Annotated in this window: 12 protein-coding genes and 1 other RNA gene; all 13 read right to left on the bottom strand. The window is 26.1% G+C overall.

Going from position 1 to position 15,209, the window contains the following annotated elements:
* Window positions 1-35: 35 nt before the first annotated feature.
* Window positions 36-1,949 carry an ATP-dependent zinc metalloprotease FtsH gene (gene ftsH / locus SLITO_RS00070; protein WP_075057782.1) on the bottom strand — a complete coding sequence of 638 codons (1,914 nt, stop codon included), beginning with the start codon at window positions 1,947-1,949 and terminating at the stop codon, window positions 36-38.
* 32 nt (window positions 1,950-1,981) lie between these two features.
* Complete coding sequence (gene tilS / locus SLITO_RS00065) at window positions 1,982-3,106, bottom strand: tRNA lysidine(34) synthetase TilS (RefSeq protein WP_075057781.1); 1,125 nt, start codon at window positions 3,104-3,106, stop codon at window positions 1,982-1,984.
* A 1-nt stretch (window position 3,107) separates the two neighbouring features.
* The gene (locus SLITO_RS00060; RefSeq protein WP_075057780.1) at window positions 3,108-3,830 is read right to left on the bottom strand and encodes a tRNA1(Val) (adenine(37)-N6)-methyltransferase; all 723 of its coding nucleotides are present in this window, start codon (window positions 3,828-3,830) and stop codon (window positions 3,108-3,110) included.
* A complete protein-coding gene (locus tag SLITO_RS00055) occupies window positions 3,824-4,573 on the bottom strand; it encodes a hypothetical protein (protein ID WP_075057779.1) in 750 nt (249 codons plus the stop codon). Before SLITO_RS00055 ends, SLITO_RS00060 begins: the two co-directional genes overlap by 7 nt.
* Complete coding sequence (tmk, locus tag SLITO_RS00050) at window positions 4,566-5,201, bottom strand: dTMP kinase (protein ID WP_075057778.1); 636 nt, start codon at window positions 5,199-5,201, stop codon at window positions 4,566-4,568. The genes SLITO_RS00055 and tmk overlap by 8 nt, the downstream gene beginning before the upstream one ends.
* A gap of 14 nt (window positions 5,202-5,215) precedes the next feature.
* Complete coding sequence (locus tag SLITO_RS00045; protein ID WP_075057777.1) at window positions 5,216-5,788, bottom strand: toprim domain-containing protein; 573 nt, start codon at window positions 5,786-5,788, stop codon at window positions 5,216-5,218.
* Between the two features lie 6 nt (window positions 5,789-5,794).
* On the bottom strand, window positions 5,795-7,603 hold the full coding sequence (dnaX, locus tag SLITO_RS00040; RefSeq protein ID WP_075057776.1) for a DNA polymerase III subunit gamma/tau: 1,809 nt from the start codon (window positions 7,601-7,603) through the stop codon (window positions 5,795-5,797).
* Between the two features lie 6 nt (window positions 7,604-7,609).
* Window positions 7,610-8,038, bottom strand: a complete 429-nt coding sequence (locus SLITO_RS00035; protein WP_075057775.1) for a deaminase — start codon at window positions 8,036-8,038, stop codon at window positions 7,610-7,612.
* A gap of 17 nt (window positions 8,039-8,055) precedes the next feature.
* Window positions 8,056-8,143: signal recognition particle sRNA small type (gene ffs / locus SLITO_RS00030), an RNA gene on the bottom strand.
* Window positions 8,144-8,238: 95 nt separating this feature from the next.
* The gene (gene gyrA, locus SLITO_RS00025; RefSeq protein WP_075057774.1) at window positions 8,239-10,665 is read right to left on the bottom strand and encodes a DNA gyrase subunit A; all 2,427 of its coding nucleotides are present in this window, start codon (window positions 10,663-10,665) and stop codon (window positions 8,239-8,241) included.
* 18 nt (window positions 10,666-10,683) lie between these two features.
* A complete protein-coding gene (locus tag SLITO_RS00020; protein ID WP_075057773.1) occupies window positions 10,684-12,582 on the bottom strand; it encodes a DNA topoisomerase subunit B in 1,899 nt (632 codons plus the stop codon).
* Between the two features lie 66 nt (window positions 12,583-12,648).
* Window positions 12,649-13,776, bottom strand: coding sequence for a DNA polymerase III subunit beta (gene dnaN / locus SLITO_RS00015; protein ID WP_075057772.1), 1,128 nt, complete (start codon window positions 13,774-13,776; stop codon window positions 12,649-12,651).
* Window positions 13,777-13,877: 101 nt separating this feature from the next.
* The gene (dnaA, locus tag SLITO_RS00010; RefSeq protein ID WP_075057771.1) at window positions 13,878-15,209 is read right to left on the bottom strand and encodes a chromosomal replication initiator protein DnaA; all 1,332 of its coding nucleotides are present in this window, start codon (window positions 15,207-15,209) and stop codon (window positions 13,878-13,880) included.

Here is a 15,209-nt window from a genome sequence, read left to right as displayed (position 1 = left end):
CTCCTTTTTTTTAAAAAAAAATAGCTCGTATATTGCTATTTTTTCTCATCATCATCTGGTTCAAATTCTAAAATTTCCCCAGCATTTTTTTTCTTTTCTTCTTTTTCCATTCTTTCTTTTTCTTTAATTACTTCTTCTGGTAATTTATTATATTTATTAATATATTCTATTTGTTCTGCTGTAATTGTTTCAAGAACCCTTAATGATTCAGCAATCAATTCAAGTAATGGAAGGTTTTTACTTATAATACCATGAGCTGTTTTGTAGCAGTTCTCTAATATTGTATTTATTTCATTATCAATTTTGAATGCAACTTCATCAGAATAAACCCCTTTTGTTTGACCATATGATTCTTCTTGCATAGTTAAGTATTTTGTTAACCCAAGTGAAGACATTCCGAATTGTGTAACCATTCTTCTAGCGATGTTAGTTGCTTTATCTAAGTCATCATGTGCACCTGTTGTAATTTTATTTTTCCCAAATATTATTTCTTCAGATGCTCTTCCTCCAAGATAACCAGCTATTGATGAATAAAGATCTTCCTTAGATGAGAAATTCGATTCATCTTTTGGTGTCATTATTGTATATCCACCAGCATTACCCCTTGGTATAATAGTAACTTTTTGTACTTTAGATGCAGAATCAAGTTTAAGACCTATCAACGCATGTCCGGCTTCATGATATGAAACAACTTTCTTATCCTGAACTGTCATTGCTCTTGATTTTTTAGCTGGTCCTCCAACAACTCTATCAATAGCTTCGTCAATATCGTTTAAAGTTATCATTTTGCGTTTATTTCTAACAACTAATATTGCAGACTCATTTAAAACGTTTTCAAGTTGTGCCCCTGAAAAACCTGGTGTTCTTTCCGCCACCCTTTTTCAGTCAATTTCTGGTGAAACAGATTTATTTCTTGCATGTAATTTTAAAATTGCTTCTCTTTCCCTAATATCTGGAAGTGATATTTGAATAGTTCTGTCAAATCTTCCTGGTCTCAATAGAGCAGGATCTAGAACATCAACTCTGTTGGTTGCAGCCATTACTATTACACCTGAGTTTGAACCAAACCCATCCATTTCAACTAGAAGTTGGTTTAATGTTTGTTCATTAGTTGCAGAACCCATTGCAGTGTTTCTTTTTCTACCGACTGCATCAATTTCATCAATGAAAATAATACAAGGTGCTGCTTTTTTAGCATCTCCAAATAAGTCACGGACCCTACTTGCCCCAAGTCCTACAAACATTTCTTCAAATTCTGACCCTGCCATTGTAAAGAATGCGACATTTGCTTCACCAGCAACTGCTTTTGCAAGTAATGTTTTACCAGTCCCTGGCGGACCTTCCATAAGAACACCTTTAGGAACCCTTGCACCCATCATTGCATACTTGTTTGGATTTTTTAGATAGTCGACAAGTTCAACTAATTCTGTTTTTTCTTCATTTATACCAGCAACATCTGAGAATTTGACATCTGATTTAATTTGTCTTGGTCTTTGTGACTTTCCACCAAGTATTCCGCCACCCATTCCACCTTTTGCCATTGAACTAAATATTCAAATATAGAATAGTATCATAATTAATATAGGCAAGGTACTTTGGATTATTGCCCAAATTGGTGATTGTAACTCTTGGTTGGTAACAATGTTTCTTACAAAATCTCTAAAAATTGGATCATTTAATAAATAATCATATTGTTGATTATTTATACCAACCGTAAATTTGTGAATTGTACCATCTTTTTGATAAGTTCCAGATATAACATGTACGCCATTTATAATTTTTTCTTCCAAGCTGTTTTGATTAATAGAGTTTTGTCTCATAAGAGATTCAAATTGCTCATATGTTAACTTTTCAGCAGCTCCAGCTATAAACATCCATATTGCAAAAGCAAGCAAGATAATTAGAAGTATTGAAAAAAGTATAATGTATAAAGTTTTCTTGTTTTTCATTAAAACACCGCTTTTTCTAAATCGTTATAATTCTATCATAGTTTATTTAAAATTATTCCATTAACTGGGTCAAACACCAATATAGTCTTAAACCTATTATAATAGCTATATTTTTTATTCATATAGAATTTTTTTAACCTTACCTTATTATAATACAGTTTTGATTGTCATTTTAACCAATTATTTGTATATATTAAATTTTTAGAATTAAAATTTGGTCCATTATAAAATGAAGGTTTTTCTTTGCTTTCAAATAAAAAAAGTTCTTCTTCATTCACAATAAATAATTTATTATAGTCTTTTAAAATTATTTTATTTTTTATTTTTATATTTAAATAGCTTTTTTTTGTTTGCAATTGTTTTTCTAGTTCTTTTATAAAAGATTTTTTAGTATTTATTAAAAGCCCGATTAGCCCTTTTTTTAAAAAATACATATATAAAAACCTTAGTTTGTAATCAATTTCTTTACTATTCAACCATTTTAAATCAATATATTCTTCTTTTTGTAAGTTAATTTTTTTAACTATGTCTATTTCTTGTTTTTTTAGCTTTTTATTTATATTAACCATCTCTTTTTTTAAAAGATCAATTTTGTGTGGAGTTAGTTGGTTTCTAATTTGATTTCTTTTATATTTAAGATCAAAATTAGTTTTATCAATTGCATACTCAATATTATTTTTATTAAGATATTTTAAAATATTTTCTTTTTTATAATTTATAATTGGTCTTATTATTTTACAACCTTCTACGTATGTTTTATGTTTTATACCATAAAAATTAAGAGTTGTTTTTTTGTCTAATTGCATTAAATATGTTTCAACATCATCGTTTAAGTTGTGAGCAATAAGAACTGAATCCAAATTTTCTTTTTTAATAATTGAGCTAAATATTTTATATCTTTCTTTTCTTGCTCAAGCTTCAAAATTTTTATAATCTTTTTTATAAAAAATATTTTCAACATATAATTTAATTTTGTATTTTTTACATATATTTTCCACAACTTTTTGGTCAACAATAGATTCTTCTCTGTAATTATGATTTACATGGCAGACGACCAAGTTTTTATACTTTTTTTTGACTAATAGTTGCAATAAAAAGATGCTATCCGGCCCACCTGATACCGCTACTAAATATTTTCCTTTTTTACTTAAATTCATTTTAATCCTTAAATAATTCTAAAGTTTCTTGAGTGTAACTACCATCATCATTGTGTATGTACAATGGTTGTAGTATCTTGCAACCTTTGTTTTTTGAAAGTTTTGCTTCTATTAATATTTTTTTACAATCTGTATTTTTTTTCTTTGAAGAAACAAATTGTATTCTTTTAATAGAAAAACCCGCTTTATTCAAACTTACAATAATTTCTTCAAATCTATCTGCAACATGTACAAAAACTAATCTGCCATTGTTATTTAACAAGACTTTAGAACAATATAACATATTTTCTAAATCAAGTTTTTTTTCATGTCTTGCTATTGTTAACTCTGATATTTCATTAAGTTTTGACTCATCATTTAGTTTAAAGAACGGCGGATTACAATAAACAAGATCAAATTTGTTATTTTTATCTTTAATATAATGAGAAATATCTTCATTTATAATTGAAATCTGGCTTTGTAAATTATTTAAGTATACATTTTTTATTGCAATTTCAGATGCTTTTTTTTGTATTTCAACTCCATATATATTTGCTTTTGTATATCTTGACAATATAAGTGGTATTACAGCATTGTTAGTCCCTATATCTACTATATTTTTAACTTTATTATTTATTTTTAAAAACCTCGCAATAATTACAGAATCTATACAGAAATTAAACATATTTTTTTCTTGTCATATACTTAAATCTTTATAATTAAGTAGTTTATTTTTAATTAACATTCAATCTCCCTCATAAAATCAATTAATAAATTTTCAATAGACAAATTAAAATAGTTTTGTTTCTTAACCTCATTTAGACATAACAATATTGATTCAGCAAGTTTTAAGTTTATAACCATAAACTTTTGAAAATTTGCTTCGAGTGAGTTTACTATTTCTTCTTTTTTTTCTTTTTTCAAGTTTATAAAATAATCAAATAATTTTATTTTATTTTTTTCTATATAAAATTTAGATAAATCATCTTTTATATTAATATCTAAATCTTCTGGTTGCACTTTATAAATTAAGCACCTAGATTTTATTGTGTCTAATATTTTGACGATATCTTTAACCAATATAACACAATAAGTATTTTTTGGTGGTTCTTCTAAAAACTTTAGCAAAGTATTTGAAGATGTTTCCTTTAAAAAATCACCATTCTTTATAATGTAGATTTTTGAAATATTATTTTCAAAAGAACTACGAGAATATTTATAAATTATTTTTTTAATATCATCTTTAGAAATGGTAGAACCTTCACCACTTATTGTTTCGGAATTTAAATTATTTTTTGAAATAATTTTTTTGCACCAATTACAATCGTCAAAAATTGGTGAGTGGTTTTCACAAAATAAAACTCTTTCGAATTCTAAAGCACATCAATCTAAAACATTTTGATCACTTGAATTAATAATTATTGCATGATGCATATTATTTTTAGAAATAGCGTTTGAACAAAAATAAATGAAATCTTTTTTATTCATCTTTTTTTAATCTTTTATTAAGAGCATCATTAATTAAGAAATCAACTTGTTGCAAAACTTCGTTTATAGGTTTTCTAGAATCAACAACTTTGATTCTATCTGTATTTTCTGATACTAGAATTTGATAACCCTCATATACAGCCTCATGAAACACTGAATCTTCACTTTCGAGTCTATCGGGTTTTCTTTTTCTTTTAACCAGCCTTATATGAGCTTCTTTTGGTGTAATGTCAAAAAAAATTGTTAAGTCTGGTTTTGTTGATCCTAGAACTATATTTTGTACTTCATCAATTTCTGCCATTCCAACATTTCTTGCATATCCTTGGTAAGCAGAAGTTGAGTCCATAAATCTATCACATATTACAATTGTTCCAGCTTTAAGTGTTGGTATAACAACTTTATCCAAGTGTTGTTTTCTTGCAGCAATATATAACAATGTTTCTGTTCATGGTGTTATTATGTTTTTTTTATCTAATATCATTTGTCTTATGTCTTCAGCAAAAAGTTCCCCCCCTGGTTCTCTAGTTAAAAGAACTTTAAAACCTCTTTGGGATAAATTATCTTTTATCATTTTTGATATGGTTGTTTTCCCTGATCCATCGATACCTTCTAAAGAAATAAAGAGCATATAATTCACCTATATTATTTTTTAATAATCCTTCTGTTTTCAATTGCATTTATCAAAGTTTCTTCATCTATATAATCTAAAGAACCACCGAAAGGAATCCCTCTTGCTAATCTTGAAATCTTTTTACAATTTTCTTTTATTACATTGATTATATAATTTGCAGTTACTTCGCCATTAAAAGTTAAATTTGTGGCTAATATTATTTCCATATCTTTACTAATTCTAGCAAATAATTTTGGTAATTGTATTAATTCTGGTGATATATTTTTATTTAAATTAATCTCCCCATTCAAAACATGAACCATTCCTCTAAAATCACTTTTTAAAATTTTGTTAGCTTCTTTTTTTGAAGTGACAACACAAATTTGATCTTTGTTTCTAGTTTCATTATCACAAAAACTACACTTTTTATTTATTGTATAGAAATTGCATATTGGACAATTATCAAAATTTTCATCAATAGTTTTTAAAACATCTTTTATAATATTTAGTTTTTCTTTTGACTCAATTATATCAATTAAAATTTTTTCAGCTGTCTTAGAAGTGATGCCCTCAACTTTTTTTAATTTTTCAATAACTTCATCCATTTAAATTTATTCCTCCACTTCAATTTCAAAATCTACAAAACTCTCTTTAACTTCATTTAAATAAATTTCATTTGTTGAATCATTATCTTTTGTTTGATTTTCCCATAGAGAGTTAAAATCATTTTTATAATATTTCGGTAAGTTATTTTTATCTTTTAAGTTTGAAAATTCATTTTTAATAAAATTTCATTGTGACTTATCAATTACAAAAATAAAATCCAGGTCTAGGAACTTTAATATTTTTTCTTTAAATCTTTTATCTCTTAATTTATTGTTTGCTCAATTTGATTGAGATTTTGTCTCTGATATCATCACAGAACATCTTTCACTTGAAGCAACCACTTTAACTTTATAGAATGGAATAATAATATTTAAGATTTCGTTTTTTATGTTCATTATTTCAAATAATGAGTTAAGTTTTTTTTCAACAAATATTCTTTTATCTTTTTTGGCACCTACAAGTTCATTGATAACGTCTTTGTTATTGAAAAATATATCTTTTTTTAAAAATTGTTTTTCACTATTCATGAGTTTTATTTGAAATTCTTCTTTTTCAATATCGGTTATCAGTTGCTCTTTTAATGGTTTTTCACTTTTCATTTTTTCATTTTTAACTTCGAGATTTTCCTTTTTCACTTCTGATTTAGATAAATTATTTTCAACAATATTTTCTTTTTTACTATTTTTATTATTAATAAACATGCTATTGTATTCGTTTTCTAAACTTATAAGTTTTTTATTAATAGATTTTAGTATTCCTAAAATTACTACATATAGACCCATATTTGAAGTTTTACTTTTTGAATACGCTTCTACTAAGTTATCTGTAATTAATAAAACTCTTTTTATATCTACACTTTCAAATCAAATGCAATCATCTTCATTTAATATTGTCATCAACTCTTTATTTGAACATATTTTATATTCAATAACTTCTTTTAAGATTTCAACTATTCCTATAATAAATAATGAAAAATCAAGGCCTTTTTTGTTAAACTCTTCTAACTTCGGAATTATTAATTCTGGTTTATTATTTATGATATTTTTGATAATTTCAATTTTTTCTTTTTTTGATGATATGTAAAATAGTTTTTTTAAAATATCAATATTTATGACTCCATCAGATATCGCAATACATTGATCTAAATAATTTAAGGCATCTCTCAAGGACCCTTCTGTTATATAAAAAATTTCATTTAAAGTTTCTTTATCAATTTCATAGCCTTCTTTTTTTGCTACTTCTTTGATTTTTTCTGTTAATGTATTTTGTTCAATTTTTTTAAAGTTAAATATTTGACACCTAGATATAATTGTAGAAGGTATCTTATTTTGTTCTGTGGTTGCTAAAATGAATATTACATACTTTGGCGGCTCTTCTAAAGTTTTTAACAATGCATTGAATGCAGAGTTTGATAACATATGAACTTCATCAATTATATAAACTTTATATTTTGATAAAGTTGGCATTGTTGATACATTTGATTTTATACTTCTAATTTCATCTACTCCATTATTTGATGCAGCATCGATTTCAAAAATATCAGGGTGAGAATCCTTATCAAATTCAAAACAGCTTTTACACTCATTACATGTTTTATACTCTGTTTCAGATATATTTTCACATTGCATTGATTTTGCAAATAACCTTGCAAGAGAAGTTTTACCTGTACCTCTTTGACCTGAAAATATCATCGCATGAGAAAAAGAATTTGATTTTAATTGGTTTATTAAAATTTTTTTGATTACATCATGTCCCACTAGCTCTTCAAAATTTTTTGGTCTGTACTTTCTATATAAAGCTTTTTTTTGTTCCATTTTAACCTAACCCCTTAATTTTTTAAAAAATTTTTTAAGTTCTTGCTTGAAGAATTCCTCTTGATTTTTATTATATACTTTATGAAAAGTAATGGTTGATTTTATTCTTGAATAGTCACACTTCTCATTTTCTAATCAATAATAGACTTTTTTTATGTTTGAATGTTCTAATGTTGCTATACACATTATACAAGGCTTCAAATTAACATACATAGTATATTCACTTAAATTTTTTGATTTTGTTTTTTTGAATGCTTTATTAATAGTTATAATTTCAGCATGATTATTAAAAATATACTTTTTTTGACGAGTATTGTAACCCTTAAACTTAATTATTCTATCTTTAATTATCACAGCTGCTATTGGCACATCTTTTGATTTATTACATTTTTTTATTAACTTTTGCAAATTTTCGAAAATTATATCTTTTTCCATTAATACCTCAAAACATAAAAAAAGTCACTGTACAAGGCACTAGATTCTTATGGCTGCTACCTTCCGGTCCTGACCAAGTTCGAACGTCACCCTTACAATGACAAGTATATAATATCACAAATTTAATAAATTTAAATATATTGTTAAATTCATAATGTTTCACGTGAAACAAATAAAAAATGTTTCACGTGAAACATTTTTTATTTGTTAAATTTTATAGAAACTGACGTTAGTGCTTCACCGTCGTTAACATCAAAACCTATTACACCTGAGCTGTTTCTTGATTGGAGATTAATTTCGCTTGCTAAAATTCTAATAGTTCTTCCTTCTGAAGAAATCATTATGATTTCGTCTGTATCTCTAATTGAAAATATGTACTTTAATTTACCGGTTTTATCATTTAATTTCATCCCTAAAACACCTTTAGATCCTCTACTTAAAAGATTGTATTCGTCAATTAATGTTTTTTTCAAAATACCTTTATCAGATATGGTTACAACCATTGTATTCTTAATTGTTGAACAAGCAGATATAGTTTTGTCTCCTTTATCTAACTTAATAGCAATTACACCTTTTGAACTTCTAGACATTGTTCTAAATTTATTTTCTTCAAGTTTTAGAACTTTGCCTTTTTTAGAAGCTACCATTATGTTTTCATTATCTTTTGTTGGTACAACCGATATTAATTTATCATCTTTATCCAGTATAATTGCAATTTTACCGAAATTGTTAACTCTTTCAAACTCTTTAATCGGAACTCTTTTAGCTATACCTTTTTCAGTGATTAAAAATAAGTTTTTGCTTTTATTTTGTTTATAGCAAAGTATAGAAGTAATTTTCTCTTCATGACTAATACCAATGTAATTTATAACAGGTATACCTCTAGAAGACTTTGAAAATAAATCAATTTTGTATGCTTTAATTTTATAAACTTTTCCAATATTTGTGAAAAATAATATTTCATCTTTTGTTTTACCTATTGTAGATAATGTAATTTCATCATTAGCAACTGCATTTAAAGTGGTTCCTTTACCACCTCTTTTTTGAGTCTTGATTTCTTCGATTTTAATTCTTCTTACATATCCTTCATTTGATAAAGTTAATAAAAACTGTTCATCTTGAATTAATTCTTCTTCTTCAATTTGAGTTAATTCTTCTTGAATTATTTTTGTTCTTCTTTCATCACCGTATTTATTTTTAATTTCAGTTAATTGGTTAATTAAAATTTTTTCTTGAAGATCTTTAAATTCAAGAATTTCAGTTAAATAAGCAATTCTTTTTTCAATTTCTAATATTTCATTTACAATTTTCTCATGTTCTAAAGATACTAATCTTTGCAATCTCATATCTAAAATTGCCTTTATTTGTTTATCATCAAACCCAAATTTATTTAATAAATTATTCGATGCTTCTTGGGTTGTTTTAGAGTCTTTTATAATTTTTATAACTTCTTCAATATTATCAATTGTAATTTTTAGAGCTTTTAAAATATGCAATTTTTCATTTAGTTTATTTTTTTCATATATACTTCTTTTTACAATTGTTAGAATTTGGTGATTTATATATAGTTTAATAATATCTTTTATATTCAAAACTTCTGGCTTACCGTTATTTAATGCAAGCATATTAATAGCAAAATTATATTGTAAGTTTGTATATTTATATAGTTTTTTTATTATAAGTTGTACATTTGAATTTTTTTGGAGATCAAGAACGATACGAATACCTTCATAGTTAGATTCATCTCTTATATCATGTATTCCACTTATTACTTTATTTTTATGAAGTTCTGCAATTTTTTCAACAATTCTTAGTTTGTTTGTTTGATACGGTATTTCAGTTATTACAATTCTTTGTCTTTTTTCTGTATCTTCTGTTAAAATTTTAGCTCTAAGTGTAACACTACCTTTACCAGTTTTGTAACCTTCAATCATACTATTACCATTAGTCATTAACGCACCCATTGGAAAATCAGGTCCTTTAATGAATTTTAAAATTTCATCAATAGTTATCTCTTTATTATTGATTGTTTCTATAATTGCTTCAATTACCTCTTTTAAATTATGAGGGGGAATATTTGTAGCCATACCGACAGCAATTCCAGTAGCTCCATTTACAAGTAGGTTTGGGAAGTAACCTGTTAAATAAACTGGTTCTTTTTCTAGAGCATCGTAATTATCAACAAATGGAACGGTATCCATATCAATATCTTTTAATAATAGAGAAGATATTTTTGATAATCTTGCCTCAGTATAACGCATTGCAGCAGCACCATCTCCATCAATTGAACCAAAGTTTCCATGTCCTTCAACTAAAGGATATCTATAAGAGAAATCTTGTGCCATCCTCACCATCGCTTCGTAAACTGATGAGTCTCCGTGAGGGTGATATTTACCAATTACTTCACCAACAATACGTGCTGATTTTTTATGTGGAGTATCTGAAAATATTTTAAGTTCATTCATAGCAAAAACTATTCTTCTTTGAACTGGTTTAAGTCCATCTCTAAGATCAGGAAGTGCTCTACTAACAATAACGCTCATAGAGTATTCTAAAAAATCTTTTTCTACCTCACTTTTGATATCAACTTCTAATACTTTACTGTTAATTGTTATATCTTTTTCCATTTAATAAATACCTTCGATCTAAATATCAATATTTTTTACAAACTTAGCATTTTGAATTATAAATTTTTTTCTTTCTTCAACATTATCGCCCATTAAATTTGAAAATACTTCATTAGCTAAAAATGCGTCATCTGCTGTCACTTTTAACATAGTTCTTCTTTCTGGGTCCATTGTTGTTTCTCAAAGTTGGATCGGGTCCATTTCACCAAGTCCTTTATATCTTTGAATATTATATTTTGTTCCTTCATATGTATCTTTCTTAAAAATCTCAAGTTCAGAATCACTATATGCATAATTCACGTTTTTTGAATTTCAAATTTTATAAAGTGGTGGTTGCGCAATAAAAATGTTTCCATTTAAAACAAGGTCTTTCATGTATCTATAAAAAAATGTTAGAAGTAAAATTTTGATGTGTGCACCATCAACATCAGCATCTGTCATAATAATTATTTTTCCATATCTCAATTTTTTAATATCTAAATCTTTCTTAACATCTGTACCAACAGCAGCAATAATTGATTGTATTTCTGTATTTTCAAATACTCTATCTTGTTTTACTTTTTCAACATTTAAAACTTTACCCTTTAAAGACAAAATAGCTTGATTTTTTCTATTTCTTCCTAGTTTTGCACTTCCTCCGGCAGAATCTCCTTCGACTAAATATAATTCTGATTCTTCAACACTTTTAGACTCGCAATCTGCAAGTTTACCAGGTAATGAAAAATTATTAATAGAGGATTTTCTTTTTGTATCTTCTCTTGCTTTTTGAGCTGCTTTTCTAGCTTTTTGAGATAGAGTAATTTTACTTAAAATGTTATTTGCATCTTCTGGGTTTTTTAATAAATACTCTTCAAATGATTCTAAGACAGCATTATAAACACTATCTTTAGCATCGTTGTTTGAAAGTTTTGTTTTTGTTTGACCTTCGTATAATGGATCTTTATGTCTTATAGAAACTACAGCAACAATCCCTTCTTTAACATCTTCTCATATATATTTATTACCATTATTTTGTTTTAAATTATCAACATATAAGTGTATAGATTTTAGAAGGGCGTTCTTGAACCCATCTTCATGTGAACCGCCTTCAGAAGTGAAAATGTTATTACAAAATGAATAAAGATCATCATCATAGTTTTCGTTGTATTGAACAGCTACTTCTACATCTATGTCATTTACTTTTTTATTAACATAAAATATTTTATTGTTTATTTTTTCTTTGCCATTATTAATTTCTTTAACATAGTCTTTTATTCCATCGTTAAAAACAAAACTAATTTCATTGTCATTTCTTTCGTCAAAAAGATTTAGTTTTAACCCTTTATTAAGGAATGCAAGTTGTTTTATTTTGTTTTTTATTAAATTAAAATCAAATTCGACAGTATCTTTAAAAATTTTCTCATCTGGTTTAAAACATATTATAGTTCCATCAACATCTGTTTTACCTACTTTTTCTAGTTCAGTTGATTTTGTACCACCTTCTAGAAATTTTTGTTTATATATTATTCCATCTCTCATAACATAGGCTATTACATATTTTGATAAAGCGTTAACAACTGATGCTCCAACCCCATGTAAACCACCTGAAACTTTATAAGTAGATTCATCAAATTTACCACCTGCATGAAGCACAGTAAAAATAGTTTCTAGAGTTGTTTTATTTGTTTTTGGGTGAATATCAATTGGTATACCTCTACCATTATCTTTAACAATAACTTCACCATTATTTGTTATAACAATAGTTATTTCATTACAATAACTAGCAAGAGCTTCATCGACAGAATTATCTATAATTTCTCAAACTAAGTGATGTAAACCATTTTTGTTTGTATTTCCAATGTACATACCTGGTCTTTTTCTAACAGCTTCAAGACCTTCCAGGATTTGTATTTGTTCTGCATTATAATTATTCTTCATAGGAAACCTTTTTCTACCTACTAATTATAACATTTTATAGTGCTTTTTTATTGATTGATAAAAGACTTAGTTTGAAAACATTGGTAATATAATTTGACTTAAACTATCATCTTCAGTAGAAGATATAACTATTGGTTTTTTTGCATCGATAAGATTTATTTCAATCATCTTGGTTTCAAAAGTTCTTAATGACTCTATTAAGTATTTTGAGTTAAATGATATATTTTGATCATCAATTCCTTTTAACTCAAAGTCATCAAATTCTTCTTCAAAACTTCCTACTTGGTGAATGCTTGATTTAATAAATATTTTTTCATTTTCTAAAACTAAATTAACAACTGGTATTGAATTATCATCATTTGGTAAATCTGCTCTAGATATTAGTTTAAAGAACTTTTTATTATCAACGAATATAGTTGTATTAAAATCTGTAGGAAAAACAGCATTAACATCAGGAAATTGACCTTCTAAAACTGTAGTTTGAAAAATTGTATTATTAATAAATATACATGTATAACTATCCATAATTGATATTTTACATTCTCCAACATCAGGAAGTAATTTAATAATTTCTAAGACACTTCTATAAGGAATGTTTGTTTCAAATTTGCCTTCAAGTTGTGGGGATCAATAATTAATTCTTTTTCTAGAAACTCTATATCCATCAGTACCAATAATATAAAAAATACCGTTTTTTAATGAAAAGTTTAACCCAGACAAAACTATTTTCTGTTTTCATTCATTTACAGAAATAATAGTTTGATTTAATGCTTTTTTTAGATCGTTACAATTTACAGTAATATTGTCACCGTTTTCTCTAAAAGCAATTAAAGGGTAATCATTATAATCTAATATATTAAGAGAGAATTCTAATTTTTTTCCTGACAAAACTACTATATTATTTTCAACACAAGAAATATTAACAATTTCATCATCCATTTTTTTTAATATCTCTAAAAAATATTTACCTCTTATTAAAATGTTACCAGCTTGTTTTATGTTCAAATTCATCTCATTTAATTTAATAGTAGTTTTTATTGAAATAATTGTATTAGTAGAAATTAAAACTAAATTATCAACAGAAACATCAAAACAAATACCAGTAATACTAGGAGAAGGAGATTTTAAATCAATTATTCTATTACACTTGTTAATCTCTTCAATTAACGAAAGTCTATCTATACTAAAAAACATAATTCCTCCTTATTAATATATTATTAAATTATTATTATTATATCCTTAATATGTGGATAAGTATCTCATGATTAGTAAATATGCAAGTATATAGAAATAGTTTACGACACGATATCTTTTTTTATTTTCTTTAAAGTGTTTTTAAACATCTTGTCTTCCTTCAAAAATTTATTTATTTTGTTAAAAGCATTAAGAACAGTTGTGTGGTCTTTACCACCAAAAGCAAGCCCTATTTCAGAGTAGTTCTTTTTAAGTATTTCGCCTGTAAGATACATTGCAACATGCCTAGCTTTTACAACATTTTGCACTCTTAATCCGCTGTCAATAGATTTTATACTTACTCCATAGTTTTGTGCAACTACGTCTTTGATTTTTTGAACTGTTATTTCACCACCAGGAGCGAATGAGTAGTCTTCTAAAATTTTTGAGATCATATCAATGTTTATAACATCTGATTGTAACTGTTTGCTTTGGATAAAATAAAACTCTATTTTATTTATTATTCCTTCAATTTTTCTTACGTCTGTACCAAAAAATGAAGAAATATATTTTTTGCTTTCCTGTGTAAGGTTTAGGTTGGCAAGTTTACATTTGTAATCAATTATATTTAAAGATGTCTCGTTATCTAATTTTTCAATTTTAACACTCAATCCTTGTGAAAATCTTGATACCATTCTTTTATCAAAACCATTTAATTGTTCTGGGAATTTATCAGAAGATATTACTATTTGTTTATTGTTTTCAACAAATGAGTTAAAAATGTTAAAAAATATTTCATTTGTCTTTCCGCTGTTTGCTAAGAATTGTATATCATCTATTAAAATAACGTCTACATCATTTATTTCGCTTTTTGTTGTTTCTATTTCTTTAAAACCATCCATTAATGAATCTAATATCGTTTTTCTAAATTCTGATGATGTAAAATATTTAACTTTCAAATTTTCATTAATTTTCCCAACTTCATAACATATAGCTTTAAGTAAGTGAGTTTTTCCTAAACCTGAATCACCATAAATGAAAAGAGGGTTCCATTTCATACCCAAGTTTGAAATTATTGCTTTTGCAGCTTTTAGTGCATTAATATTGCTTGATCCTGTTATAAAGTTATCGAATGAATACCCTGTAACTAAAGATTTTTCTTTTTTTAAGTTTACCAGCGATTTAATTTCTTTTTCATTATTATATTCTTCATTTGTTAAAAATACGACACTTAGATCTTTTCCTGAAATCTCACATATTTTTTCTTTTATTTGTTCCCCAAGATTACCTAAGTATCATTTTGATAATTCTGATTTTACAATTATAACTTTTTCATTTTCATCCAGTTCTTTTAAGACTGCTACTTTGATGTATTCCTCATAAACATTTGGTTCAACCAAGTCGCAGGATATTAATCATTCCTTAGTTTTTTTTCATATATCGCTGTTATTCAT

The organism is Spiroplasma litorale, from assembly GCF_001267155.1.
GTDB classification, from domain to species: Bacteria; Bacillota_I; Bacilli_A; order Mycoplasmatales; family Mycoplasmataceae; genus Spiroplasma_A; species Spiroplasma_A litorale.
The sequence above is the reverse complement of the archived record's forward strand: the minus strand, read 5'-3'. Positions and strand labels throughout refer to the sequence as shown.